Raw genomic sequence first — 25835 nt, 5'->3', positions numbered from 1 at the left:
TGAGGGAGTTAGTAAACCCTTTCAGTGTCCTCTTCGAGAGACACCAAAAGGCTATTGTTTTCATGATAAGCTTGTTTGGAAAAGCATCCCCTTGTGGTCTCCGCCAGGGACCGTGAGGGAGTTAGCACAACCAGTAGGAGCCTTGGGGTCTCCGCCAGGTTCTCTGGGTGACGCAATCCCCTTGGGGTCTCCGTCCCGGGACCCTGAGGGAGTTAGTAACCCTTTCAGTGTCCTCTTTGAGAGACACCAAAAGGATATCGTTTTCATGATAAATTAGCTGCGCAGTCCGAACATGTGCCAAGACTGCAGATTTAGCCAACCCATCTTTCTTTCGTAAGGATTACTCATCTGTTCATCTTATATTCGCATAACCGGAGAAACCAGCACCCTATGACCACTTTTCTCTTCTTTTTACCGCTCATTCTCACCAACGCTGTGCTTGGCATTTATGCGGAACGGAAGATATCTGCCTTTATCCAGGACAGAATGGGGCCCATGGAAACCGGGAAGTTCGGCATTCTACAAACCACGGCCGACATCGTCAAGCTCATCCAAAAAGAGGATATAGTGCCAGCCGCCGCCGACTGGAAGCTCTTCAAGCTGGCACCTGTCATCATATTTACCGCTGTATTTTCTGGCTTTGCAGTGATACCACTAAGTGGAGCCTGGGATGGAGCGGGCCTTGAAATTGGCGTTTTCTACCTGCTGGCTATCATATCACTCGATGTTCTTGGCATTTTGATGGCAGGCTGGGGCTCCAATAGCAAGTTTTCTTTGTTTGGAGCACTTCGATCAGTTGCTCAAATCATTTCCTATGAAGTGCCGCTGGGCCTTTCAGTCCTGTGTGTTGTCATGATCACTCAGTCCCTCGATTTGCAGGAAATCTCATTATCACAAGGGCTTCAGTCACCCAACGCAGTCTATTTGTTCGGTGTGGTGAAGTCTATGGATGTAAGCCAATGGGGAGGTGTTTTTGCCTGGAACATTGTGCAGGCACCGTTGCTCATACCGGTATTTGTCATTTTCTTTATTGCCTCGCTGGCTGAATGCAATCGGGCACCTTTTGACCTGCCGGAAGCAGAATCAGAATTGATCGCTGGTTATCACACAGAGTATTCGGGATTCAGGTGGGCCTTTTTTATGCTGGCAGAATATGGTATGATGATGCTGGTGAGTATGCTGGCAGCTATTTTGTTCTTTGGGGCATGGAATACGCCACTACCCAATATAGGCGTGGTGAAGCTGGCAGACTGGACAACAGGGGCTCCAGGCTCCTTCATGAGCTATATTTGGGGAGTGTTTTGGCTATTGTCGAAAGCCCTTATTGGTATGTTTATGCACATGTGGATCAGGTGGACCTACCCCCGTTTGCGTATCGACCAACTCATGAACCTGAGCTGGAAATACCTCACCCCGGCATCTATCCTCTTGCTTTTGTTATGTGGAATCTGGAGATTATGGATGATCGCATGAGAGACGGAAAAACTACTTATTGGTCGGATATTAAAACCAGCACTCAGACCTTGCTGGAAGGACTACAGCTTTCTATCCGACATCTGAAAAAATCGACGGGAAAGTGGGCTTTGGGCTCCGTGGCTAAAGACAATTACTTCAGGGAGGGAGAAGGGCTAGTGACCTTGCAGTACCCAAAGGAAAAGCTGCCCGTGCCCGATAATGGAAGATACAAGCTCCACAATGAAATTGACGACTGTATTGTGTGTGACAAGTGTGCCAAAATTTGCCCGGTCAATTGCATAGACATTGAACCAGTGCGGGCAGTGGAGGAAATAGGAAAGACTTCGGACGGCACCTCCAAACGCATTTACGCTGCTAAGTTCGATATCGACATGGCCAAGTGTTGCTTCTGCGGACTCTGCACCACAGTATGCCCCACGGAGTGCCTCACCATGACCAGCGAGTATGATTTCAGTACTTTTTCTGTAAAGGAGCATAATTTTGCTTTTGCGGAAATGACACCGTTGGAGATTCTCGAGAAGAAAAAGGCCTTTGAGGAAATGCAGCTAGCCAAGCAGCAGGGACAGCCGAAAGAGGCCAGCACTGCCGAAACATCAGGAGCAGCCGCTTCAGCCAAGCCAGTCTTTAGGCCAAAAATGCCTGCGATAAAGCCGCAGATGCCCAAAAAAGACTCAGACGCTGGTGGCAGCGAATCACCACAAGCTTCCTCAGAGTCGCCAAAAAAACCGGTTTTCAGGCCGAAGATGCCTGTGATGAAGCCCGCAACACCAAAGAGTGCTGAGGAGGAAGAAAAGGCGACACCAAAGGCCAATACCGGCGGGGAGACTTCGCCAAATACAGCCAAGAAGCCAGTGATGAAGCCAAAAATACCGGTCATGAAACCTGTGATGAAGAAACCCGAACCTCAGGAGGGTGAGGAAGAGAAAAAACCGGAGGAAGCTAAAAAGCCTGTGTTCAGGCCCAAGCCCATCATGAAACCGAAAAAAGACGACTGATGGACATTGGTATTATTCACTATATTTTTGCGGCACTCGTAGTGCTTTCTGTGCTGGGAATCCTTGTCACCAGAAACCTGCTTTATGCGGCCTTTCTTTTGGTGCTGACGTTTTTGGGCGTGGCAGGATTGTTTGTTTTGGCACAGGCCGATTTAGTGGCAGTCACGCAGCTGATGATTTATATAGGGGGCGTGCTGATCTTGTTGGTTTTCGGTATCATGCTCACCAATAGGGTAGCTGGTCAGCCGATACTAACTCAGCTTAACCGAACAGTGTTGGGAGTAGTATTCTCTGTCGCACTCTTTACTACTATTGTGTACTTTTCGGAAGGGTTTCCTGCTACAGAGGCCGTTGTGGTGCCTCATGCTATACAGCGCCTGGGAATGGCCATCCTCACAGATTATTTCATTCTGTTCGAAATTGTAGGCGTATTGCTGCTTGTGGCGCTGGTGGGTGCCGCCACAATCGCACGGTTCAAAGGGGAGGGGCATGGGTAACTCTATTTACATTTTACTATCCGCCTTCGTTTTCTCGGCTGGTGTGGCCCTGGTGCTCACCCGACAGAATGTGATTGCCGTACTGATAGGAGTGGAACTTGTGTTCAATGCTGCCAATATCAACTTTGTCTATTTCAACGCCTTGTACCCTGAAAGGCTCGATGGTCAGTTTTTTGCCCTCGTGGTGATTACTATTGCCGCTGCCGAAACGGCGTTGGCGCTGGCAATTATATTGAAGCTTTACAGAACATATCATACGACTAATCTCGACGAAATAAGCAGCCTGGTGGAAGAATAGATGGAACAGCAACCTACCAACATATGGATTTGGAGTGCCATAGCTGTCTTGTGGCTGCTACCTTTGCTGTCATTTGTAATAGGGCTGGTGTTGTGGCGAAAAAGAAAGAGTGGCCTGGGAAAATTTTCCACTTCACTCCTGGCGGTTAGCACCCTTTTGTCGTGGCTTATTTTCGGCATCAACTTTGGTGTTCCCGAGTCGTTGCTCTCTCTTTCATGGTGGAAGGTGGGGACTACCGAATTCTCGTTTTCGCTGGCTCTTTCAGGTATTACACAGCTCTTGCTGGTCATTGTCAACACGGTGTCTTTGCTCGTGCATGTGTACTCGCTGGAGTACATGAAGGATGACCCGGGGAAAAACAGGTATTTCGCCTGTCTTGGTTTGTTCACCTTTTCCATGCTGGGCATTGTATTGGCCGACAGCTTGCTGTTGATTTTTTGTTTTTGGGAGTTGGTGGGCACTTCTTCATACTTCCTCATTGGGTTTTGGTACAAAAAGGAGTCGGCCGCCCTGGCTTCCTTTAAGGCTTTTCTTGTCAACCGGGTAGGCGATCTTGGTTTTCTGATAGGTATCTGTTTGATCTATGCCATTTTTAGAACACTAAGCATCAGTGAGCTACAGACGATGGTGGATGCGGTGCAATGGAAAGGAGAGGTCTTTAATTTTGAAAGAAACGGTGAGCTGATCACCTCGTCACCGTTTATGTTCACGGTGATTTCCATTTGCCTCTTAGGTGGGGCGGTAGGCAAGTCTGCACAGTTTCCTTTGCAGGTGTGGCTGCCAGACGCTATGGAAGGCCCCACACCAGTATCTGCTCTCATTCACGCTGCTACCATGGTGGCGGCGGGGATTTACTTTGTCGCAAGGGTATTTTTCCTCTTTACACCACCTGCTCTGTCTATAGTGGCTTTCATTGGTGCCATCACTGCTGTGATGGGTGCTGTGGCAGCCATTTCTCAATATGACATCAAGAAGGTACTGGCTTTCTCCACCATCTCACAACTCGGGTTCATGGTGCTGGCGCTCGGGGTTGGTGGGAGAGAGGAAGGCCTCTTCCATTTGGCCACTCATGCAGCATTCAAGGCAGGTCTTTTTCTCGCCGCAGGCAGTATTATCCATGCTATGCACCGTTTTGCTCATGAAACCCACGCCCACTTCGATGCGCAGGACATGCGGCTGATGGGGGGTATCAAAAAATATATGCCTACCACCTTTCTGGTTTTCCTTTTACTGGCATTGGCCATTTCTGGCATTCCCATGTTCTCAGGTTTTCTGTCAAAGGATGCGATTATTACAAAAGCCTTCTCATGGGCCTCAGCCGAGGGTGGGGTAAGATGGTTGGTGCCAATACTTGCGCTGTTCAGTGCGTTCCTAACGGCCTTTTATATGAGTCGGCTGGTCATGCTGGTTTTTTTCGGAAGCAATAAGACACCAGGATTAGGCGAGAAGAGCGGCCTGACAGAAAATGGCAAACTGATCACCATTCCTTTAATGGTATTGGCGGGAGGCAGTCTTTGGATTTGGTTCAACTGGAACCCCTTCGGACAAGGCAGTTGGCTGATGGACCTGGTAGCCACTGGCCGTTCCACCATTTCTGGCCTTTATCTTGAGACTACCAACGAGATTCCGCATAAGACAATAGCTGTTATTTCGATATTGGCTTCTCTCACGGGCGTCGGCCTGGGGTACGTGATGTATGACGAAGATGAACATCAGGCTATTGCGGAATTGGAGGAAACGACTGCGAAGGCTGGTTTTTGGAGTGAGTTGTCTTTTAATAATTGGTACCTCAACGAGCTTTATGATCAAACGGTAGTGTATTCTTTCAACCAACTAACGAAAGCGTCATCCTGGGCTGATCGGCGATTGATTGATCCCCTGGTCAATTTGACAGGTGTTTTGATGGTGGTAGCCTCGGTAGTAGTAGGGTGGTTTGATAAGAAAGTGGTGGATGGCCTGGTACTGCTCACGGTTCGAATCACTGAATTTTTTGGTAACATTGCACGATCTTTCCAGGGAGGGGCTGTGCAGAAATACATTGCGTGGTCATTATTTTTCACCTTGTTGGTCGTTACCTGGATCTTGATTAAGTAAGCCAATGATGAACTATCTGTTATCGCTAATTATATGGACACCTGTTGCAGGAGCGCTGATAGTGTTGCTGATGAAAGACAGGCAAGCCACTGCCATTCGATGGGTATCATTGGGAGCGGTGCTATTGCAGCTGGCAGGCAGCAGTATCCTGCTGTTTCAGTTTTACCAATTTCCAGAAAGCAGCGGAAGCTATTCCATTGAAAGCTTTCAATTTGTGGAAAAAGCGGATTGGATCACTATGGACTTGGGAAGCTGGGGTGTGTTGTCTATCGACTACCTGCTCGGCGTTGATGGACTGAGTGTGCCGCTGCTGTGGATGTCCACACTTATTTTGGTAATAGGCATGATCAGCTCGTGGTCGATCAATAGACAAGTGAAAGGCTATTTTGCGTTGTACCTGCTGTTGAGCAGCTCCATTATCGGTTGTTTTGTGGCTCTCGACTTTTTCCTCTTCTACATTTTCTTCGAATTTATGCTCCTGCCCATGTACTTCCTGATCGGTATTTGGGGGGGTGTCAGAAGAGAATATGCGTCGATAAAATTCTTCTTATATACTTTGGTCGGCTCAGTGCTGATCCTCGTGGCCATGATTGGCCTCTATATATCTGTTTCCGATCCCACCGAAATATTGGCTGATGGCAGGCTGGTCAGGACTTTCAATCTCCTGCATATGAGCGACCCGGCCAACTTTATTGCAGGAAGCATTTTGGATCCCACCTACCTCAAGGAGTGGGGAGGCGTTTCTATTCGATCGCTGGCGTTCTTATTCCTTTTCGTAGGCTTCATTATCAAGCTGCCAGCCGTTCCTTTTCACACGTGGTTACCTGATGCCCACGTGGAAGCACCTACGCCTGTGTCGGTTGTGCTGGCGGGCATCTTGCTGAAGATTGGAGGCTATGGGTTATTGAGGATAGCCTATCCCATTTTTCCGGAAGCGGCGCTGGACTACTCCTGGTGGGTAGGTTTCTTAGGGGTGATAGCCATTATCTACGGGGGATTCAATGCCATGGCCCAGTCCGATTTAAAAAAGTTGATCGCTTACTCTTCTGTTTCCCATATGGGTTTTGTGCTGCTGGGGATTGCCGCCGGCACCACCGAAGGGTACGCTGGCGCCGTGTTTCAGATGGTGAGCCACGGGTTCATCTCCGCAGCGCTGTTCCTGATAGCAGGAGTGCTCTACGACCGTACGCACGATAGAATGATTGAGAACTATAGCGGCCTGGCAGAGAAAATGCCCTATTTTACAGCTGTTACTGTCTTCTTCTTCTTCGCCTCTCTGGGTCTACCCGGCCTTTCCGGTTTTATTGGCGAGTTGCTGGTTTTCCTTGGAGCATTTCAGTCCTCATCAATCAATGGGCAGGTACCACAATGGATGGCCGTGCTGGCTACCTTTGGTCTGATTCTTTCCGCTGCGTATTACCTCTGGACCTTGCAGCGCATGTTCTACGGCAGGTTGGCGCTTAGGGAGGTGGCCTGGAAGGACATGCTGACCGAGCTTACCAACCGGGAGTGGCTGATGTTCATACCATTGATTTTTATCGTGCTTTTGCTTGGCATTTTTCCTCATTTCCTTCTCGACTTAATGAACGGAAGCATTAACCAGCTAAAAGAGCTGGTTTTCGAAAATGGAAATACCATCATCCAGTCACTTAATTCAGAAGGCAGCTAACTATGCACAAGGAAGGCCTATCGTTTCAGTTGCTGGAAGCCCTGGGAAGCCTCAATCAGGTGGGGCCTGAGTTAGCAATCGGTGCTGGAATAATACTACTTCTTATAGTTGACCTGATCACATCGGGCAAGCGACCGTTATTGTTGCTGGTGCTTTCGATGCTTTTTGCATTCGTAGCGCTGTGGCTCATTTTGCCTTTGTGGGTGCAAATGCCTGATGGAGGCTTGCTGTTTTCCGGGCAGCTAACAGCCGACCGGCATGCGTTGTTTTCCAAAGCCATTATTCTTCTTGCCCTGGCGCTCACCCTTCTTTTTGGAACCGGCCTGCAGCTTCGGACCGAATACTATTATATCCTTCTTTCGCTTGCATTGGGCGGCATGCTCATGGTGAGCAGCACTACATTGCTTTCAGTATACCTGGGGCTTGAACTTACCTCGATCAGCGGTTATATTCTTACTGTGTTTGGGTTCAAAAAACTCAACTTTGAGGCAGGGATCAAGTATTTGTTGTTTGGGGCATTCGCCAGCGGCCTGATGTTGTATGGCATCTCCTTGCTATATGGCCTCACCGGGTCACTGGCATTTACTACAGAAGCTTTTTTCACACAGCTACAACAAGCCAACGAACCACTGGCCTTGTTTTCGATAGTACTCCTGTTGATGGGCATTTTCTTCAAGATCGCTCTGTTTCCCATGCACCTTTGGACGCCGGATATTTACCAAACCGCTCCCGTGCCTGTAGCGGCCATTTTTTCTGTTGTGCCTAAAATCGGCGGCCTGATTGTGCTCTTAAGGCTCACAGAAGGCTTTTCGGCAGTTAGCAGTTACAGTCAGTTTTTGATTTTCATGGCCTCCGTTTCTATTATTTTTGGCAATATGGCGGCATTGAACCAGAGCAACGTGCGACGGATGCTAGCGTATTCTTCGATAGCTCAGGCAGGATTTTTAGTATTACCAATTGCGATAAGTGATGGATTTGCGGTAACAAGTTTTTACTTTTACATCTTCATTTATCTCTTTATGAATTACTTGGCCTTTTATCTGGTAGATCATATGGAAAGGGAGCAAAAGTTCTCTTTCAATGACTACAAGGGTCTTGGTAAAAAACATTCTTTCCTTGCCGTCGCATTTCTGGTCGCCATGATGTCGCTGGTGGGCTTTCCCCCGCTGGCTGGGTTTACCGGAAAGCTTTACATTTTTTCATCACTTTGGAACGAATGGCAAACTTCTTCGGGGAGTTTGTTGTTAATTGTTCTCCTGATAGCAGCAGGAAACACTGTGGTTGCACTATTTTATTACTTAAAGATACCCTACTTCATGTTTTTGAAGGTGGAGGAAAAAGATACTTCCGAAATGGAAACACTTACGGCAGGCCAGATCATGACGGCTTGCCTTCTTGTTTTTATGCTGGTGTTCTTTTTTTTAAAGCCTGACAGTTTAATCCAAGTAATTCAGCAAATACCCTTCCCGGTAACCCAATTATGAGTGATCAAATTAAACACGAGTGCGGTATAGCGCTCATCAGGCTCAGAAAACCTCTTCAATATTACATTGATAAGTACCAGTCGCCGGCCTATGGCGCCAGCAAGCTCTATCTGCTGATGGAAAAGCAGCACAACAGAGGGCAGGATGGAGCCGGAGTAGCCAATATCAAAATAAATATTGAGCCCGGCTACAGGTATATCAGCCGATACCGGTCTATCGAAAATCAAGCTGTTTCTCTGATTTTCGACAAGGTGATGAAGAAGTACAAGAAGGCCGAGAGAGAGGGCGGAGAGAAATACTTCGATGCTGAATGGCTGAAAAAGAACTATGGATTTACTGGTGAGCTTTGGCTGGGGCACCTGAGGTATGGCACGCACGGCGTCAATAGCATAGAAAAGTGTCACCCATTTTTGCGCCAGAATAACTGGAGGAGCCGTAACCTGGTGGTGGCCGGTAATTTCAATATGACCAATGTGGATGAGCTTTTTAAAAAGCTGATCGAGTTGGGCCAGCACCCCAAGGAGAAGACCGACACGGTGACTGTGATGGAGAAAATGGGTCATTTCCTTGATGAGGAAAATCAGCTGCTTTTCGATAAGTACAAAGACGACTTCAGCAACCAGGAAATTACTGATATCATTGAAGAGAAACTTGACCTCAAAAGGGTATTGAAGCGCTCATGCAAAGACTTTGACGGTGGCTATGCCATGGCGGGCCTTATTGGGCACGGCTCGGCATTTGTGGCCCGGGATCCTGCCGGCATCCGACCCGCCTATTACTATGCCGACGACGAAGTGGTGGTGGTAGCCTCAGAGAAGCCTGCCATCAAAACTGCTTTTGGTATCAACTATTCTGATATTAAGGAGATAGAACCCGGTAGTGCGTTGATCATCGAGAAGGATGGGAGCTATAGGGAAGAGAAGTTTATTAAAAAGCTACCGAAGAAGTCGTGCTCGTTTGAACGCATCTACTTTAGCCGGGGCTCCGACCCTGATATTTACCAGGAAAGAAAAATGCTGGGCGAGCTACTGGTGCCTCAGGTACTGAAGGCCATTGACCACGATTTGCAAAACACAGTTTTCAGTTATATACCCAATACCGCTGAAACTGCATTTCTTGGGCTGATGGCGGGCATGGAGAAATACCTGATCAAGCAAAGGAAGAAAGTGATTTTGAAAGAGAAGATCACTGACCCCAGGAAGCTGGAGGAGATACTTTCGTTCAGACCCCGGGTGGAAAAGCTGGTGATCAAAGATGCCAAGCTGCGTACTTTTATTACCGACGACCAGCACCGTGATGATCTTGTAGCGAACGTTTATGATACTACCTATGAGGTGGTAAAGAAAAAGGTAGATACGCTGGTGGTGATTGACGACAGTATCGTGAGAGGCACCACGCTTGAGAAAAGCATTTTGACTTTGCTCGACAGGCTGGAGCCAAAGAAAATTGTGGTGGTGTCTTCTGCCCCTCAAATCCGTTTTCCAGATTGTTATGGCATCGACATGAGCAAGATGAAGGACTTCATCGCTTTCAGGGCGGTGTTGAAACTATTGGAAGACCATGGCAAAGAGCATTTGCTGGACGAGGTGTACGAAAAATGCGTGATGCATGCAGATAATAAGGAAGCTCCCAACTTTGTAAAAGAATTGTACGATCCGTTTACTGACGATCAGATTTCTGAAAAGATTTCTGAGATAGTAAAGCCAAAAACGCTGAAGGCGGAAGTAGAGGTGTTGTACCAGACCGTACCCAACCTGCATAAAGCTATTCCAGGTCATTCAGGCGACTGGTATTTCACAGGCGACTATCCAACTCCAGGCGGCAACGGAGTGGTGAATCGGGCCTTCATCAACTTCATGAGGGGAGTGGCGGTAAGGGCTTATTAGTGTCAAATTCCATCAGCGTCTCCCGCAGGGCACTCTGGTATTTAAATTTTGATGGCCATGGTTAGTTATGACGTTTTTCTTAAAGTGGCTGGCTTAGTTAAAGCGAAAAGACAAGTGTATTTTTTTGAGATACCAGACGCACTTCGCCAAGACTTTGACGCATTTATCGTAGGGAAAACGGTAGCCAGGCGAGGTGATGATCTGGTTGCCTATCCATCCGATATCCTGGCCTGGTATGATAAATTGAGAACCAGGGGTGTAGATTATGATTTAATTTTGGACATTCACCCAAATGCAACTCCAGCAAAAATTACTGACGCTTAGCCAAACTGGCTGTCCCATATGGCAGGTAGAAGTTACTGTTTGGCTAAATAAAAAAGCAAAACTGGTTCAATGCGTCTCGCCCGGCCGGGTTAGGCTTGGACCTTTTGCTTTTTTATAAGCAACCAACTGCCTTCCTTCGCTCCGTGGCAGAGTTAGGGAGTTCTCCCATACTATGCACTTCTAGCTCCCGCAGGGGATTTGATGATTAATCAACAGGTGCTGAGGTTCCCGTCAGGCGAATTGCACCTGCTTTTGACTCCTGATATACATCTCTGCCAATATCATATTCGGTACCCAGCAGGCCCAGGCCACAATTTGATAGGCAGTGTTGAAGTCCATTTGAAGTACTGCTAGCTCAAAGGGTAAAATCATCCTGAGCGCAATAGCGGCACAGCAGGCTGCATAGCTCCTGATCATCCAGTGCCGGTGGGCTTCAATGTCTCGATTTCGTATGCTACTGTAAGCCAACCAGGAGGTAAGCAGCCAGGTGACAGCCAAAAGATTGAACCCCACTTTAGCGATGATTCCCCCCTCAGCAAAGAGGGAAAGCATAAACCCAGCCACTCCGCCAAGGAGAATGCTTACCAGGTAGGTCTTACCCAATGTGCGATGCAGCTCCACTCTTTTTCTCAACTTTTCAGAAAATTGAAAAACGCCGGTAAGGAGGGCGATGCCTCCAAAGCTGATGTGCATGTAAAACGCCAGGAGCCAGAAAAAGCTCGTTCTTATTTCATCGGGTTTTTGAGCAGGGAAACCTCTGTCAGGGGTAAAGCTCAAATACGAAAAAGCATAGCCTGCAACGCTAATGGAAAGAAACACAAGCAAGCCCCATAAGATAATTTTAATCCTTTTATTCATGAGTTTTTGATGCCAAATAAGTGCTTTTCAAAAACGTTATCGCCTCATCCGGTAGGATGAGACCTAATGTTGATGAATCTTTTGATGGCGTTCCCGATGTTCACTTGGGCTGATGCCTGCATATTCTTTAAAAACCCGATTGAAGGATGCCTTGGAATTGAAACCGCTATCAAGGCCAATACCCAGCAAACTAAAATGGGCGAAATCTTCGGAAACAAGCTTTTCTTTTGCGGCTTCCACCCGAAGCTGGTTGACAAGTGAGTAGAAAGTCAGGCCTTCCTCACTACCTATCGCTTGTGAAATATGATGCCGTGGTTTGTCAAGTGCCTTCGCAAGATCATCCAATGTCAGGTTTTGTTCCAGGTACAGCTTTTGTTTCGCCAGCAGCATTTTTATTTCGTCAAGTAACGCCTTCTCATCGTCGGATTTGAGCCCTGACTTTTTATACCTCTCTACTGCGACAGCCTCTTCGCTGACCTCGCCTGTTGAGGTATAATTCACAAGAATGTTTTCATACTTCAAACCATGGTAGCCTAGAAAAAGCACAAATAAACTTACCGTAACAAAAATGTAGTAGTTGTTGTTGTCGGGTAAATGAGTGTCAGCAATTCGGCAGTAGGCGTAAGTGCCCAGTACTACGGCCCAGATAGCACCAAGGCCCCAGGAAAGCCGCTGTAGCCATAGTAAGTTAATTCTCTCGGTGGAAGAAAAGAAGTCCCTGAGACCACTTCTGAATCGCTTCAGTCGAACAAGAAGAAGAACGACATAGACGGGGCTTGTATACAGTGTGAGAAAATTACCAAGCACTGCCTGCCATGGTGGGTTTTGCCACAAGGTAGAGGCAAATTGAGCTTTCTCCTCAGGAGGACTTAGGTAAAAGTCATAGATGGAGACATTCATAAGTACAAATGGCACAAAATGGATCAACCACCAGGGATTGAATCGCTTGGCACCAGAAAGCAGGGCAGCAGCGTAAATCCACAAAAATGGCCCTTCTGCTATGGGCATAAACCAGCTGAAGCCAAGGAGATGAGGATGTTGACTGGAAAAGCCAGAGTAGTCCCAATAGAAGCCAAGGAGGTGAAGTCCGATAAAAATTAGCCAAATCAGGAGAATGTTGTCTGCGACGGACTTATCTTTTTTTCTACCCAAAAGCAAGGCAAAAAAGAACGCCTGCGCAATGCCCACGATGAATAGGAAATCCATTACGCAATTTGGACATTGGAAGCCATCATATCAAACGACTATTTTGTTATTCCAAAGTCCTGCTGAATTTCCTCCAACGATCGCCCTTTCGTTTCTGGCATCATGAAAATCACAAACACAAGCTGCAGCACCATCATAAAGGCAAAAATAAAGAATACCATGCCCGGGCTGCTGAAGCCGCTAAGTAAGGCCGGCATAAACAAGGTCACCAGTGCTGCCAGCACCCAGTGGGTGGAGCTGCCAAACGACTGACCAAAAGCCCGCAAATGGGTAGGGAATACCTCCGAGATAAATACCCAGATAACGGTGCCCTGACCTATAGCGTGGGAAGCAATGAAAAGGAACAGGAAGATGGGAACGGCCATGCCTTCCCATTGTTGGTAAAATGCTATACCTACCAGACTCAAAGAGATAATATAGCCAAAAGAGCAAATATACATCAGTACCTTCCGTCCCACTTTGTCTATGAGATACAGGCCGAGCAAAGTAAAGACCATATTGGTGATACCGATCCCAATACTGCTTAAAAGTGCAGAGCTGGCACCAAGGCCTGCTGCTTCAAATATCCTTGGGGCATAGTAGAGGAAGGCATTGATCCCCGACATTTGGTTAAAGAAAGCGATGAAGAAAGCGAGCATCAGAGGAAACCTGTACTTGCCTTGAAAAATAGACTCGCTTGCATGCTGTGCAGCCTCGTCCTTTGTGGCCATTACCAGCTCCTTTTCGTCTGTCCCAATTTTTTTCAAGATGGCCACGGCTGCTTCCCTATCACCTTTGTGCACATATAACCATCTAGGGCTTTCGGGCAGAGAAAAAGTGGATGCCAGGTAGATGAAGGCGGGGAGCGCTTCCATACCTACCATCCAGCGCCAGGCGTTTTCGCCGATGTCTTTTAGCAAATAGTTGGAAACGAAAGCCAGAAGGATGCCAAAGACAATATTAAACTGATACAAAGCCACCAGTTTGCCACGCTGGTCGGCAGGTGCTATTTCTGAAATGTATGCAGGAGCTGCTACTGTGGAAATACCTATACCCAAACCACCTATGAGCCTGAAAATAGCAAATGACCAGGGATCCCAGGCGAAGGCAGACCCCATTGCTGACACAAAGTAAAGAACACCGATCCAAAACAAGGTTTTTTTTCTTCCAAACTTGTCGGTTGGGTAGCCACCAAACAGAGCACCGATGACCGTGCCCCACAGAGCCATCGACATGACTACGGAGCCGTGGAAAAGATCAGAAGTGCCCCAAAGCGCCTGGAGCTGCTGGTCGGCGCCGGAGATCACAACGGTATCAAACCCAAACAAAAGCCCCCCAAGGGCGGCCACAACAGAACTAACAAGCAGGTAGCGATTGGTCTTCATGCAAAGTGGTTTAAGCAGGTGTTTTTATATAAGCCCTGAAAAATAGGAAAATAGATTGATTTGGCTGAATGTTATCAGTCTTTGTTAGGCGCAAGCGTTTTATACCTTTTGATATCCCGGTTGTTTTTATAGATAATAAATGGGAGAGGAAGCAATACGGCAGTTAAGTATGCTGGCAGATCGGAGGCAGCCAATGTATCGGAAACACCCAGCGCAACATTGATAGACTGGAAACTGATGGTGGCAAATAGTGCCAGGGTAGTGAGACTGGACCACAGTAGATAAAGCTTCATATAGCCAACCATTGAAGGTGGGAGATGGGTGGCGTTGTCTTCAGATTGCTGCTCCAGCCAGCCACTTTTTGCCAGAAAAAGCAGCAGCAAATAAAGGCCGATCCCAATGCCGGGGAGGACAAACAGGTGCCCTTTACCACCCCAGCGATCAGCCTCTCCGGCCAGGTTAAAATGTACAGGAATTCTCTCTGGCAATTCACCATACATCCAGGACGGATAAAGGATAAGAAAAGCTACCAGAGGAATTGAAAGCAGGTGCAAAATTTTGTTTAACCCATTGATATTCATTGTGTGCTTTTGAAATCAAGATAAAAATTTTCGCCTTCTCAGCCCAGATCACGCAACCCTTTTTCTAATTGCCCTGTCCTCCGGATACATAAATAAACTTTTAGTATGAATCAGATAAAAACACACGCTTCAATTTTTTTACTGGCCCTTGTCGTAGCCTTTGGTTGCGATACCCTGGACGTCGATTCTCTGCCTGAACCAGCCGCTACGGCTTCTACAGAGTTAGTGACTTTACCTGGAGGTGCCATCGTCTTTTCGCTGTCTGATATAGTGAAACCCACCTCCGACGCTACTTCGCAAATAGCACTTGGTCCATCGTCAGGCACGCTGGAGTCATTGGGAGGGCAATTATTCAGGTACGTTCCGGGCTTTGCATCGCCAGGCAAAGACAGGACAGTATTCAAAACAACCTTTAGTGGCAGTTCAACGCAGCGCCTTGATACGATCAGTTTTGAGGTGAAGGCCGCCAGCAATGCTCAAGATTCACTGGGGTTGCCTTGTACAATTATTGCAGCCGACGACTTTCGCAGGATCACAACCGAAAGCCCTGTTCAGATTGACGTGCTGAGCAATGATTTTGTATGCTCTTCGCTTACGTTGGCAAACCCTCCTATATCTGTTGTTCACATGCCTGAATATGGAACAATCAGCGTTACCGAAAGGGGATTCACTTTTACAAAGCAGCCGTCGATCACTGCCAAAGTTGATACCGTTATTTACAAAGTGTGCTCCGCAGGAAGTGCTCCTGTTTGTGCATGGGGCGTAGTTTACCTCGAGTTGGGTGACACAGCCAGCTCGTGCGACATTAGCTTGAGCGATGACCAGGTGGAGTTAACGCAGGGAGTCGGGGGAACGACGCTCATCAATGTGTTTGAGAACGACACCTTGTGCGAGTTATCCAACATCGGGTCTTTCAGCATCACGCAGCAGCCGGAGTTTGGTGTCGCCACCATTCATCAACCGGACAGTGGTGTGGTAACCTACAAGCTGGTATCAGGCGACTTTGCAGGTGAGGATAAATTCACCTATAAAGTTTGCGATACAGATAATCAATGCTACTCAGCGGATGTTTACCTCACCAGGAGTGAATGCATGATAGCAGCAAGGGATGATCATTTTTACATCTCAGACACCCTGCATGTAGACGCCGATGAGGCCATTATTGAGATTCTTTTCAACGATGAACTTTGCAGCGAAGACCTTATGCCCGTGATAGTGATGGAGCCGCAGCACGGTTCTGCTTTGATCGATCAGAACAATCACCTGGTGTATAGTGACTTTTCGTCTCTGGAACAGCTTGATAGCTTAAGGTACAAGTTGTGCGATGGTTTTGAGGTTTGCAGCGAAGCCACTGTGCTAATACAGAGAGAGAACTAGACGAAGCAACTTTTTGGAAACTAAAAGGCTGGGAGTGCTTACTCCCGGCCTTTCACTGTAAAAGTCTGGTGACGGAAGAACTAGTTAAAAAGTGTATCAAGAGTGACAGAAAGGCGCAGGAGGCCTTTTTTGACCACTTTAAAAGGCAGGTCATGGGAGTGTGTGTCCGCTATGCAGTAGATGAGGAGGAGGCAAAGGATATTTTCCAGGATGCCTTTGTGAAGATATTTCTTCATTTGAAAAAAGTGAGAGACGTCGTTGCATTGCCCGCCTGGGTAAAGCAGGTGGCGGTGACAACGGCGATTAACCACTTTCATAAAACGAAAAAGCACAAATACGATACCGACCTGGAAGGGATAGTAGAAACAGCTAGCGACGACCATAGAATGCTGGTACAGCAAATAGACAACAATACACTGGTGGAGCTGGTGAATACGCTGCCTGCGGGGTATAAAATGGTATTTAATCTCTACGTAGTGGAGGGTTACACGCATCCGGAAATAGCAGAGAAACTGAAGATTTCAGAAAATACTTCCAAGTCGCAACTGAGCAGAGCCAAGGCAATGCTGAGGACTCTATTAGAAAAAAAAGGAATAAAAAGCCTGACCAATTATGCATGACGACGAGTTGGATAAGCTAATAGGGGACAGACTCTCCGGGTTTGAGCAAGACCCGAAACATGGCTCTTTTGATAAGATACTGGAGGGAGTAGCCGCAACGAAGCGCCTTGTGTTGTACCGCTACGTCGCTGCCGCTTCAACGGTGCTCTTGCTCACGGCAGGCGCAAGTTACTGGTGGATGAAGGAAACGCCGGTGCCTGTTGCAGCCGATTCGGTGGAGACAGTTGGCTTGCACGATGGTCAGGCCATTGAGGAGGAGTTGGGGCAGGCTTCCGCTAACAAGGCGACGGAGACTTTGGAGGAAATGAATGTTGACAAGGAAACCCGCATGGTAGACGACGCAGACAATGTGAGCGAACAGGCTGACGGCGGCGTTGATTACAGCGGTTTTGATGCTCTTGTTAGTGATAGAAGCTATGAGAAGGAAATGTCGGGGGAAAAGGAGGCTGAGCTCATTGTCGGGGATAAATCGCTGGTAAGTAAGGATAGAGAAGCAAAAGGTGTGAGAGTAGATGACACTGCTGACAGAAATGGCGTAAACTTCGCTCTCAGGCCAGTGCCACAACAATGGGTATACAAATCACTAGTTCCTCCGGCGGCTGGCTTTCAATTTGTTCCTCACATTGGTTCCACAAATGAAGGTCAGCCTGTTGTGGTAAAGCCAGAGCGAGAAAGAAGATGGTCTGTTTATGCAGAAGCAATGCCCTTCTTTAGTTACAATATTTTTGAGGTAAACACCACGGATGAAATCTTGATTACTAACGTGCAACAAGTACCCGGATTTTCGCTGGAGAGGCTTGGTGTGAGAGGTGAGGTAGGCGTAGAGTATGCGATTAACCGAAAGATACACATACAAACCGGGGTGATGATGTATAGTCGGAATCAGGAGGCTAACCTGATTGTTGGAAAAGTCGATTCTGTCATTGTTTCAACAAAGGCTGACAGCTATAGCCTGACTCCGGTTTACACGAGTGACACCCTTAATATGTCAGTTGATATACTGAACCTGGGCCTATCGGTTGGCGTACAGTTTAGGCTAAATGATGGCAAAATAAGGCAATGGGTGGGTGTGAGCGCAGAAATGCACAAGGGCCTGAAGAGGAATATCACCTTCGATCACCTTGTGAGTCAGGAAGGATCTGCTGGATACTATTCCTTTGCCAATCTGTTTTACAGAGCCGAGTACCCGTGGAAGCCCAGGGCGACCTTCTTTCTTCAACCCACCTTCAATTATTCGCTTTACATGGGCGAACGGTTGGCGACACCTGTGAATGTACGGCCCTATGGGCTGGGTGCAAGCCTGGGCATTCGGATACGTTTGTAGAGGTAAAAAGCAATCTTTTTTTGGAAGTGGAAGCGGTAAATGTAGATGGCTCAGCCACTAGTAATCGTTATACCCCTGTCCATAGATTTTTGCCCGAACCCCAATATAGTTTTTCTTACCTTCCTGACCTGATCAATCGGAACACTATGAAATTTAAGCTTTACTATCTTCTTATTGCTATTGCTTTTGTCGTGGTCGCACAGGTTACCAACGCCCAGCCCACACAAGTGCCACCAGCACAAGACCTGCGCATGTATGACATCGCAAAGGCCGTTTCTTCCGCAAGAATAGAAAAAGACGTCAGGACTTTGGCAGGGTTTGGCACCAGAAGCACGCTTTCAGATACAGTGTCAGCTACAAGGGGCATTGGTGCTGCCAGGAGATGGATAAAAGCTGAGTTCGATAAGATATCCAAAGATTGCGGAGGCTGCCTTGCAGTCACGTATCAGCACAACATGGTGCCTGCTGACAAGTTTGCCCGCATCAAACAGCCAACTGTCGTTACTAATGTCATTGCGATTCAAAAAGGAACAGTGAATCCAAATAGCTACATCATTATGTCGGCCGATATTGACTCAAGAGCCTCAGATGTGATGGATGGGCAAATAGACGCCCCGGGTGCGAACGACAACGCTTCGGGCATGGCAGGAGCCATTGAAGCTGCGAGGGTGCTAAGCAAGTACAAGTTCCCGAACAGCATCATTTACGTGGGGCTTTCAGGTGAGGAGCAAGGCCTTGTGGGTGGCACCTATATGGCTGAAATGGCCAAAGAACAAGGCTGGGATATCATAGGCGTGATGAACAATGACATGATTGGCAACATAGAAGGTGTGGATGGAGTGATTGATAACCGCACTTTCCGGATCTTTTCCGAACCTACCCCTGTAACAGAAACCGATCAGGAGAGAGGGCGCCGCCGATTTTATGGTGGAGAAGTGGATGGGATTAGCCGCCAGCTCGCTCGTTATGTGCACAAGACTGTTTCCACTTACATGCCTGAGATGAACCCTATGATGGTTTACCGGCTGGATCGTTTTGGAAGAGGTGGACATCACCGGCCTTTTAATGATGTGGGCTATGCCGGTATCAGGATCATGGAAGCCCACGAATACTACCCACGCCAGCATCAGGACATCAGGGTTGAAGATGGCATTCCTTACGGCGACGTGGTCGAAGGTGTCAACTTTGACTACGCTGCCAAGCTGACTGCTGTCAATGCCATTAACCTTGCCAGCCTGGCCTGGGCACCCAAAGCACCTGCTGAGGTAAAAATTGGAGGTGCCGTTCAGCCTGCCACTAAGCTTGCCTGGTCTTCTGTGGATGACCCGAACCTGGCTGGGTACCGAATTTACTGGAGGGATACCACCGTACCACAATGGGAAAGCAGCCGGTTTGTCGGTAAAGTGAATGAATTTACCCTGGAGGGATTCGTTATCGACAATTACCTGTTCGGAGTGGCGGCCGTTGGCAAGGATGGAAACGAAAGCCTGGTTGTTTTCCCTTCATCGCTGATCGGCAGATAATACCCATGGGTTTTCAAGATTGTCTAACGACAAAAGGTTTTTTCTAAGGGCGCTAAATAAATCATTGCTATTTACCTACTTGCATTAAATTTGTCGTTTGATGCGATTTTTCCTTTTTGGCACTCTCTTGCTGGTGAATCTGCAGTATGTTGGTGCGCAGTCCTTGCAGAGTAACACCAACTTTCAACTTTGGATAGACCCCACGGTCAATTATAACCTTTCTACCAAAACCCGATTTTCTAGCGATGTGTACTATCGAACCAGGCTCAACGACGTAGGCTGGAAGCAAACTGTTTTGAGACCAGGTATCAGTCATACTATCTCTAAGAAGGTAACAGTGCTGGGAGGCGTTGGGTGGTTCAGGCAAAAAGACCATGAGTTGCAGCCGAGAAATGAAATCCGGTATTGGGCTGGTTTGCAGTACACGCATCATTTGTTTTGGAAAGTGGACTTGCAGCACTATTTCAGGGCTGAGGAAAGGATGTTTTATCAGAGAGACACTAAAAACTATCAGAATCTGCGACTTCGATACAGGTTGGGGCTAAACTATCCATTGAAGGAAAGAGACGAGAATGGAAAAAGTGCTCAGCTGGCACTTCAGTACGAACCTTTTTTGACCACTAACTCAGGTCATTTAAGGGATCAGTTCTTTAATACAGAGCGGCTCTATTTCGGGGTAAGCAATAGCCTTTCTCCGACCGTAAGAGTCGATGCCTACTATATGTTGCAATGGGGCAGAACGTTGAAGGCCGAGCAGTTTTATTTCACCGACCACATCATTCAGTTAAAGTTTGTATACACGATAAATCCGCTTTAGAGCCTGAAAAGGCGAGTAAAAAGTGGAAAAGAGACGGGAACGCTGCCGGGAAGGTCTTTAGCTTTTAGTTCGTTGATAAATGGTGTGACAGGGTTCTCGCCCCTTTCTTTGATGTAATTACCCACCGACGACCAGGTGTTAAGGTATCCCTCAAGGATATTTATATCCCATTCGTAAGTCATCTGCATATTTTCGGAGAGCCTCAGTTCTCTGAAAGGAATAGAGATATCGGCATAGCTATTGTCGATGTGTTTTCTTTCAGCATCCCAATAGGGGCCAACTACCTTGCTGTAGAAATGATCGACCGCTGGCTGATAGGCGGGGGGGAGCTGCATAAGGCCGTAGCCCCAGGTGGCCAACAAAGCCCCAGGCTTGGCTACTCTGGTTACCTCATCACAGAATTTGTCTACCTGAAACCAGTGAATGGCCTGCGCTACAGTGATCAAATCGATGGAGGTGTCTGAAATTTGTGGAGCTGCTTCGTCTGCCACAAAACTGCTTAGGTTGGGCATGTTTGGCACCTTCATCAGTTGTTTTATGCTGATATCCGTTGCATACACTCTGTTGAATTTACCGGCCAATACGGCCGCCACTTGTCCATTGCCAGTGCCGGCATCCCAGGCAGCGTCGAACGCCTTTGTATGTGTGTAGAGATGATTGAAAAGAGTCTCAGGGTACTTAGGTCTGAAGGCGGCATAGCCGCTGGCTTTGTCAGAAAATCGATCTTTCATAATAATGCTCAATGGCCTGTAGGTTGGCCCACAGTTACGATTTATAATTTAGGCGGATAATACCAATTAGAAAAGGCGGTGACCTATTTTATTGAATATGGCTAACTCTTCCTGACAGTAGCCAATACGCCTAAAAAAGGGCCTGGGGCAAGGGCCAGGAGGGCTAAGTTGGGCGAACCATGATGCATGAGCCACTGCAGCACTTCTATGCTTACAATGGTGATGGAAAAGCCTATGCAGTTAACAATTGTAAGGGCTGTGCCCGTATTCTCTTTCGGTGCCGACTGAGCAACCAGCGTTGAGAACTGCGGCGAATCGGCAATAACCGAAGTGCCCCAAACAAGCAGAAATGCTATAAAAAGACCAAAGGGTAGTTGGTAACCAAATGGAGACAAAGCGCAGCACAACCCGGAAATAGTCAGTGCCACTCTGGCAACAAACCCACTTCCTCTTGCTGCTGAAAGATAGCCACCTGCAATACAAGAAAAGGCGCCTGCTCCAATGATGATAAACGAGAACAAGGAAGTATTCAATTGGATCAATGGATGCCCTTCCTGATAGAGCGTAAGCACAACAGGAACAAAGGCCCAGAAGGCATAGAGCTCCCACATATGGCCAAAATAGCCGAAAGCAGCCTGTCGGAAGTCATTTTTTTTGAACACCATCAGAGAAACACCGAGATCGATTTTACTGCTGGGCTTTCTGAATGGCCCGTCAGGTACTGCGAGAAACAAGAAAATGCCTCCTAAAGCTGAAATGGCGGAAGTACAGATAAAAACTGCCTGCCAGCTAAGTCCTTGTCCAATGCTCTTGATCAAATGAGGAAAGGCAGTGCCAAGCACCAGGGCGCCAACAAGAAAGCCAAGCGCTTTCCCAAGCCCTTTTTCATGATAATCTGAAGCGATTTTCATCCCCACGGGATAAATGCCAGCCAGGAAAAAGCCGGTTCCGAACCTAATGATCAACAAAGAAGTAAGCCCCTGATTTGGCAAAAGCACTAACAGGTTAGCTGTTGCTCCCAGCAATGCACAGACCATAAAGACCCTGGAAGGAGAGAAACGATCCGAGATACCGAGGAGCGCAAACACCAGTGTGCCGGTAATGAAGCCCAACTGCACGGCGCTTGTTAAGTGTCCTAGCGTGCCGTCGCCTAGCTGGTAAGTAGCCACGAGATCCCTGGAAACAGCGTTGCCTGCAAACCACAACGACGTACAGGCAAATTGGGCCAAGACAATGATGGGGAGGATAGCGCCGGCTTTGGGGGGAGTTTGGCTCATTTGCTTCACGCCATTACTGACACCATTTGGAGTACCTGAGCTGCCAGAAGTTTATCACCCTCTACTTTAAGCCGGTCTTTGACGTCATCGGGCCTGATGTTTTTCGAAAACAGCTTCCAGGCTAGTTCGGGGGCTATTTCCACAGCTGCATCCGGCACCCGCCCGGGCTTGTCAACCAGTACCCAGCTTGAATTTTGCCTTTCCAAATGCCACTCGCCACCAACCTTTCCACTTACAATGGTAGTAACCAGCTTTCCGTCCGGAGCGGTAATGTCTCTGAACGTATGAGGCAAGGCCATGAAATAAGTGGCTATCATAGGAAAGAAAAAGTCTCTTGTCATGATGCCGGGCTTGTCAACGGCCTCCCGTATCTGCTGCTGATGGTGCCATTTTTCTGTGTACTCCCTGGCCAGGTGCATCCAGTTGTAGCTTTTCGATTCACCCGCCCAGTCCACGGCAAAAATGGCTTCGTCCCATGGGGCCAGTGACTCATAATAGGCCGACGTCAGTGATCCGGTTGCCTGATGGAGGAGTTGAAGAACACCGGGACTCAGTCTTTTGCTGGCTTTTACCCAATCAGCGTTGAGCAAATTGAGCCAGCCAACAAGATCTTCGTAGTCATTGATTGGTGGAGGCACCTCACCAAAGTAGCCATCACGTTGGATAGACAAAGTTCTCAGGTTGCCGTCCAGCAAATGGGCTGCAACATCCTTTACCGTCCAATGCTTCGCAGGCGTCGACTTTTGCCAGTCATCGTCATTCAATGAGGCCAGCAGCTTCATCAAGGCCTCGTCGAGTGGGCGAAACAAATGGGCTACCTTAATGGGTGGAGCTTTCGGTGATCGACTCCTATTTGGCATTTTCAGTAATGAACGACCCGACATCTTCCTTGAACTTCTCCAACGAAGGTTGGTGGGTATACATCATATGGCCTGCCTCGTAATACTTCATGATAATATTGTCCTTCACTTCTTTGGTCAGCCCAAGGTGGTTAATGCTGTGCTCGACACCATAAAAGACAGTGGCAATATCGTAGTAGCCGTTGAGGATTAATACTTTCATATTGGGTGCTTTGCTCATGGCTTCGGCCATGTCGATGCCCGTATTAATAGCGGCGGTTGCTCCCCAGGCAAAGTTGCCCTTGTGCTTCCAGTCCCACTTGAAGCCATCTCTTCTACCCGCTGTTACCGTGTAGGTTAATTTTTTATTCACCTTCAGATCGTTGTGAAAATAGTGGAGAAAGCCTTGGATATAGGCGGGCGAAATCGCAGCGCTTTGCGGGTCGTAGTCGGCAAACTGGCCGATGCCATCCTGGCTGATGCCTTTGTACCTGGAGTCTAGCCGACCTACGGTATTCCCTTCGTCTCTTAGCAGCTCCTGAAAAAACTCATCGGCCTGCACCCTGAGGTCGGCTTTGAGCCAATAGTCGGATGAAACACCTGATAGTGCACTTAGCTTTGCCGCCATGGCCGATTTCTCTGATGCTGAAAGCTGGTCGCCTTTAAAAAGGGCTGGAGTGTATTCTTCTTCAGTAAATTTTCGCACTGTGGCCATGTAAGCTTCCACTGTGGCTGGTTTGTTGGTCACTTTGTTGTGGTACCAGGCCGTTGCGGCGTAGGTTGGGAAGTGTACGATATAAGGAAGGTCGTCGTTGGGGGGAAAGAGCAGGGTTCTCAGGTCAAAAACAGCAGACACCATGATCACACCATTCATCGCAATGCCCTGATCCAGCAGGCTGTTCATCACTCCGGCGTTTCTGAAGGTGCCATAACTCTCTCCCAGCAAAAACTTGGGTGAGTTCATGCGGCTGTTGTCAATCAGGTACTGTGTGATAAAAAGACTAATGCTGCGAATATCCTGATCCACACCCCAGAAATCTTCGAACTTGGCCTTGCCTACCGGCACGCTTAGCCCAGTGCCCACCGGATCAATCATCACCAGGTCGGCTATATCCAGAATGGAGTAATCGTTATTCACCAGCTGATAAGGTGCGGCATTATTGAAGTTTGGATCGTTGACAACAATACGTTTCGGGCCCATTACGCCCATGTGCAACCAGAAAGAGGAAGAACCAGGCCCGCCGTTGTAGGAGAAAACGATGGGTCTGGTAGACGGGGCACCTTCCTTTACGTAGCTTGTAAAGCCAAAAAGGGCAATAGGCTCATTGTTCTCGTCCCGAAGCTGAACAGTGCCAGCTTTGGCAGTCAGTTCTATGGTGGCACCATTAATTTTTACCGTTTGTTTGGTGGTGGCCACTTCACCTTCTGGGATCGGCCCGGTTGGTTTTTCACTTTCCTTTTCTTGTGCTATGGCGTCACCAAAGTACAGAATAATGAATGAGAGACAGAGTAGTTTTTTCATAAGCAATGCGGCGGCTTTAATCGTTTGACCAAGTCGAATGTAAAAAGACCTTTGAACTTTTGCACTCCACCGGTCAAAATCAACCGATGGCTTAGTGGATTGGCTGATCGACAGGTCGGCTCCTCTTCCAACGCCTGTGCGTCCATAGCCAAAACTCCGGATGTTTTTTGATGTCAGCTTCCAGCAGCGCTACGTGTTTTTTTGTGATGGCGCCAAAGGGTTCTTTGGTAGCGTCCTTTGTTATCAATTCGAAATCCATTTGATAACAACCTCTTTTGACTTTGATGATTCTGCCAAACACGACAGCACAGTCTTGCTCGACAGCATATTTTTCTGTTCCGAAAGCCACGCAGGTTTCCTGGTTGAGGAAAGTGGTCCAAAAAACGTTCTTACTCTTGGTCGGGAACTGGTCAGCACCAAACACGGCAGCAAACAGTGGGCCATCTTTTGCTTCAAAAATCTCCCAGAAACGTTTCTTTGGGTACATCTGCAGTCCATATTTACTACGGGACTCTTTCATCAACCTGTTTATGCTTTGGTTGGCAAGTGTTGTGTACAGGGCCATGGCTTGGTGTGGGATTTGCTCATCGATAGCCACAGCCAGCATTTCCCAGTTGTTGTAGTGCCCCCCGGCGATGATGATATTCTTATTTTCTGCAAACAGATCCGTAAACACCTGCTCGCCAGTAATCCTGCATCTTTGAATGGCTTCTTCCCTGGAAATGCTGAAAATCATCAAAGACTCTACCATCAGGTCACAAAAGTGCGAATAGAACTTCCGGGTAATTTCCAGCACCTCGTTTGGTGACTTTTCCGGGAACGAGGCCGTTATTTGTTTGACAACAACCGACTTTCGATAGAGGCCGCCATGGAACAGGATAAATGAGAGGGAGTCAGAAATGCCGTAGAGCAGCCAGGAGGGCAATAGAGAAATCGGCTTGATAAAGCAGTAGTAAAACAAGGTAAACATAAGTAGGCTTAGGTGGTTAGTTGAACCTAATCAATCGGCACCTGTTGGCGTAGGCCGAATCCGAAAGATAGCAATATCGGTTGAACCACTGGCACACGCTGTT

Annotated in this window: 23 protein-coding genes; 14 read left to right on the top strand and 9 right to left on the bottom strand. The window is 47.8% G+C overall.

The annotated features are described in order from the left end of the window. Positions 1-390 precede the first annotated feature (390 nt). The 9 genes from RIF36_RS22145 to RIF36_RS22105 are packed head-to-tail and all read left to right on the top strand — an operon-like array spanning position 391 to position 10723. Positions 391-1473, top strand: a complete 1083-nt coding sequence (locus RIF36_RS22145; RefSeq protein WP_350122909.1) for a complex I subunit 1/NuoH family protein — start codon at positions 391-393, stop codon at positions 1471-1473. Then, entirely contained in the window at positions 1458-2471 is a 1014-nt protein-coding gene (locus RIF36_RS22140) for a 4Fe-4S dicluster domain-containing protein (RefSeq protein ID WP_350122907.1), read from the top strand. Before RIF36_RS22145 ends, RIF36_RS22140 begins: the two co-directional genes overlap by 16 nt. Next, positions 2471-2968: an NADH-quinone oxidoreductase subunit J family protein gene (locus RIF36_RS22135; protein ID WP_350122905.1), complete on the top strand. Its 498-nt coding sequence runs from the start codon at positions 2471-2473 to the stop codon at positions 2966-2968. Before RIF36_RS22140 ends, RIF36_RS22135 begins: the two co-directional genes overlap by 1 nt. Beyond that, on the top strand, positions 2961-3266 hold the full coding sequence (gene nuoK, locus RIF36_RS22130) for an NADH-quinone oxidoreductase subunit NuoK (protein ID WP_350091648.1): 306 nt from the start codon (positions 2961-2963) through the stop codon (positions 3264-3266). Before RIF36_RS22135 ends, nuoK begins: the two co-directional genes overlap by 8 nt. Beyond that, the gene (gene nuoL / locus RIF36_RS22125; protein WP_350122903.1) at positions 3267-5360 is read left to right on the top strand and encodes an NADH-quinone oxidoreductase subunit L; all 2094 of its coding nucleotides are present in this window, start codon (positions 3267-3269) and stop codon (positions 5358-5360) included. A 4-nt stretch (positions 5361-5364) separates the two neighbouring features. Further along, complete coding sequence (locus tag RIF36_RS22120; RefSeq protein ID WP_350089613.1) at positions 5365-7029, top strand: complex I subunit 4 family protein; 1665 nt, start codon at positions 5365-5367, stop codon at positions 7027-7029. A gap of 2 nt (positions 7030-7031) precedes the next feature. Beyond that, on the top strand, positions 7032-8513 hold the full coding sequence (locus RIF36_RS22115) for an NADH-quinone oxidoreductase subunit N (protein ID WP_350122901.1): 1482 nt from the start codon (positions 7032-7034) through the stop codon (positions 8511-8513). Then, positions 8510-10399: an amidophosphoribosyltransferase gene (locus RIF36_RS22110; protein ID WP_350122898.1), complete on the top strand. Its 1890-nt coding sequence runs from the start codon at positions 8510-8512 to the stop codon at positions 10397-10399. Before RIF36_RS22115 ends, RIF36_RS22110 begins: the two co-directional genes overlap by 4 nt. A 57-nt stretch (positions 10400-10456) precedes the next feature. Further along, positions 10457-10723, top strand: coding sequence for a hypothetical protein (locus RIF36_RS22105; protein WP_350122895.1), 267 nt, complete (start codon positions 10457-10459; stop codon positions 10721-10723). A 231-nt stretch (positions 10724-10954) separates the two neighbouring features. Here the strand turns inward: RIF36_RS22105 and RIF36_RS22100 are convergent, their stop codons facing one another. The 4 genes from RIF36_RS22100 to RIF36_RS22085 all read right to left on the bottom strand — a co-directional run bounded on the left by RIF36_RS22100 (position 10955) and on the right by RIF36_RS22085 (position 14732). Beyond that, positions 10955-11581: a DUF2306 domain-containing protein gene (locus RIF36_RS22100; protein WP_350122892.1), complete on the bottom strand. Its 627-nt coding sequence runs from the start codon at positions 11579-11581 to the stop codon at positions 10955-10957. Positions 11582-11644: 63 nt separating this feature from the next. After that, complete coding sequence (locus tag RIF36_RS22095) at positions 11645-12787, bottom strand: helix-turn-helix domain-containing protein (RefSeq protein WP_350122889.1); 1143 nt, start codon at positions 12785-12787, stop codon at positions 11645-11647. A gap of 38 nt (positions 12788-12825) precedes the next feature. Next, on the bottom strand, positions 12826-14151 hold the full coding sequence (locus tag RIF36_RS22090; protein ID WP_350122886.1) for a sugar porter family MFS transporter: 1326 nt from the start codon (positions 14149-14151) through the stop codon (positions 12826-12828). Positions 14152-14225: 74 nt separating this feature from the next. After that, positions 14226-14732 (bottom strand): DUF1648 domain-containing protein, encoded by a 507-nt coding sequence (locus RIF36_RS22085; protein WP_350122883.1) that lies wholly within the window; start codon positions 14730-14732, stop codon positions 14226-14228. 105 nt (positions 14733-14837) lie between these two features. On the opposite strand from RIF36_RS22085, the gene RIF36_RS22080 reads away from it, so the two are divergent. The 5 genes from RIF36_RS22080 to RIF36_RS22060 all read left to right on the top strand — a co-directional run bounded on the left by RIF36_RS22080 (position 14838) and on the right by RIF36_RS22060 (position 20393). After that, entirely contained in the window at positions 14838-16109 is a 1272-nt protein-coding gene (locus RIF36_RS22080) for an Ig-like domain-containing protein (RefSeq protein ID WP_350122880.1), read from the top strand. Between the two features lie 68 nt (positions 16110-16177). Then, a complete protein-coding gene (locus tag RIF36_RS22075; protein WP_350122877.1) occupies positions 16178-16729 on the top strand; it encodes an RNA polymerase sigma factor in 552 nt (183 codons plus the stop codon). Continuing rightward, positions 16722-18053 carry a hypothetical protein gene (locus RIF36_RS22070; RefSeq protein WP_350122875.1) on the top strand — a complete coding sequence of 444 codons (1332 nt, stop codon included), beginning with the start codon at positions 16722-16724 and terminating at the stop codon, positions 18051-18053. Before RIF36_RS22075 ends, RIF36_RS22070 begins: the two co-directional genes overlap by 8 nt. A 146-nt stretch (positions 18054-18199) precedes the next feature. Beyond that, entirely contained in the window at positions 18200-19576 is a 1377-nt protein-coding gene (locus tag RIF36_RS22065; RefSeq protein WP_350122874.1) for a M20/M25/M40 family metallo-hydrolase, read from the top strand. Positions 19577-19676: 100 nt separating this feature from the next. Beyond that, on the top strand, positions 19677-20393 hold the full coding sequence (locus RIF36_RS22060; protein ID WP_350122871.1) for a DUF2490 domain-containing protein: 717 nt from the start codon (positions 19677-19679) through the stop codon (positions 20391-20393). On the opposite strand, the gene RIF36_RS22055 is transcribed toward RIF36_RS22060, so the two are convergent. The 5 genes from RIF36_RS22055 to RIF36_RS22035 all read right to left on the bottom strand — a co-directional run bounded on the left by RIF36_RS22055 (position 20390) and on the right by RIF36_RS22035 (position 25732). Beyond that, positions 20390-21136, bottom strand: a complete 747-nt coding sequence (locus RIF36_RS22055) for a class I SAM-dependent methyltransferase (RefSeq protein WP_350122868.1) — start codon at positions 21134-21136, stop codon at positions 20390-20392. The genes RIF36_RS22060 and RIF36_RS22055 overlap by 4 nt on opposite strands. A gap of 89 nt (positions 21137-21225) precedes the next feature. Further along, positions 21226-22401 carry an MFS transporter gene (locus tag RIF36_RS22050; RefSeq protein ID WP_350122865.1) on the bottom strand — a complete coding sequence of 392 codons (1176 nt, stop codon included), beginning with the start codon at positions 22399-22401 and terminating at the stop codon, positions 21226-21228. 5 nt (positions 22402-22406) lie between these two features. After that, positions 22407-23261 (bottom strand): maleylpyruvate isomerase N-terminal domain-containing protein, encoded by an 855-nt coding sequence (locus RIF36_RS22045; RefSeq protein WP_350122862.1) that lies wholly within the window; start codon positions 23259-23261, stop codon positions 22407-22409. Further along, entirely contained in the window at positions 23251-24762 is a 1512-nt protein-coding gene (locus RIF36_RS22040; RefSeq protein ID WP_350122859.1) for a S10 family peptidase, read from the bottom strand. The genes RIF36_RS22045 and RIF36_RS22040 overlap by 11 nt, the downstream gene beginning before the upstream one ends. Before the next feature lie 91 nt (positions 24763-24853). Next, entirely contained in the window at positions 24854-25732 is an 879-nt protein-coding gene (locus tag RIF36_RS22035; RefSeq protein ID WP_350122856.1) for a lysophospholipid acyltransferase family protein, read from the bottom strand. Positions 25733-25835: the final 103 nt, after the last annotated feature.

The organism is Imperialibacter sp. (assembly GCF_040222815.1).
In the GTDB taxonomy this organism is placed as follows: Bacteria; Bacteroidota; Bacteroidia; order Cytophagales; family Cyclobacteriaceae; genus Imperialibacter.
Note: the sequence above shows the minus strand (reverse complement) of the source record. Positions and strands in the feature narration are given on the sequence as shown.

Coding starts and splice junctions, on each gene's coding strand:
- RIF36_RS22085 (WP_350122883.1), bottom strand. CDS start 14,732: ATGAATATCAATGGGTTAAACAAAATTTTGCACCTGCTTTCAATTCCT.
- nuoL (WP_350122903.1), top strand. CDS start 3,267: ATGGAACAGCAACCTACCAACATATGGATTTGGAGTGCCATAGCTGTC.
- RIF36_RS22110 (WP_350122898.1), top strand. CDS start 8,510: ATGAGTGATCAAATTAAACACGAGTGCGGTATAGCGCTCATCAGGCTC.
- RIF36_RS22135 (WP_350122905.1), top strand. CDS start 2,471: ATGGACATTGGTATTATTCACTATATTTTTGCGGCACTCGTAGTGCTT.
- RIF36_RS22035 (WP_350122856.1), bottom strand. CDS start 25,732: ATGTTTACCTTGTTTTACTACTGCTTTATCAAGCCGATTTCTCTATTG.
- RIF36_RS22120 (WP_350089613.1), top strand. CDS start 5,365: ATGATGAACTATCTGTTATCGCTAATTATATGGACACCTGTTGCAGGA.
- RIF36_RS22115 (WP_350122901.1), top strand. CDS start 7,032: ATGCACAAGGAAGGCCTATCGTTTCAGTTGCTGGAAGCCCTGGGAAGC.
- RIF36_RS22065 (WP_350122874.1), top strand. CDS start 18,200: ATGAAATTTAAGCTTTACTATCTTCTTATTGCTATTGCTTTTGTCGTG.
- RIF36_RS22095 (WP_350122889.1), bottom strand. CDS start 12,787: ATGGATTTCCTATTCATCGTGGGCATTGCGCAGGCGTTCTTTTTTGCC.
- nuoK (WP_350091648.1), top strand. CDS start 2,961: ATGGGTAACTCTATTTACATTTTACTATCCGCCTTCGTTTTCTCGGCT.
- RIF36_RS22145 (WP_350122909.1), top strand. CDS start 391: ATGACCACTTTTCTCTTCTTTTTACCGCTCATTCTCACCAACGCTGTG.
- RIF36_RS22040 (WP_350122859.1), bottom strand. CDS start 24,762: ATGAAAAAACTACTCTGTCTCTCATTCATTATTCTGTACTTTGGTGAC.
- RIF36_RS22070 (WP_350122875.1), top strand. CDS start 16,722: ATGCATGACGACGAGTTGGATAAGCTAATAGGGGACAGACTCTCCGGG.
- RIF36_RS22105 (WP_350122895.1), top strand. CDS start 10,457: ATGGTTAGTTATGACGTTTTTCTTAAAGTGGCTGGCTTAGTTAAAGCG.
- RIF36_RS22080 (WP_350122880.1), top strand. CDS start 14,838: ATGAATCAGATAAAAACACACGCTTCAATTTTTTTACTGGCCCTTGTC.
- RIF36_RS22100 (WP_350122892.1), bottom strand. CDS start 11,581: ATGAATAAAAGGATTAAAATTATCTTATGGGGCTTGCTTGTGTTTCTT.
- RIF36_RS22045 (WP_350122862.1), bottom strand. CDS start 23,261: ATGCCAAATAGGAGTCGATCACCGAAAGCTCCACCCATTAAGGTAGCC.
- RIF36_RS22050 (WP_350122865.1), bottom strand. CDS start 22,401: ATGAGCCAAACTCCCCCCAAAGCCGGCGCTATCCTCCCCATCATTGTC.
- RIF36_RS22090 (WP_350122886.1), bottom strand. CDS start 14,151: ATGAAGACCAATCGCTACCTGCTTGTTAGTTCTGTTGTGGCCGCCCTT.
- RIF36_RS22060 (WP_350122871.1), top strand. CDS start 19,677: ATGCGATTTTTCCTTTTTGGCACTCTCTTGCTGGTGAATCTGCAGTAT.
- RIF36_RS22140 (WP_350122907.1), top strand. CDS start 1,458: ATGGATGATCGCATGAGAGACGGAAAAACTACTTATTGGTCGGATATT.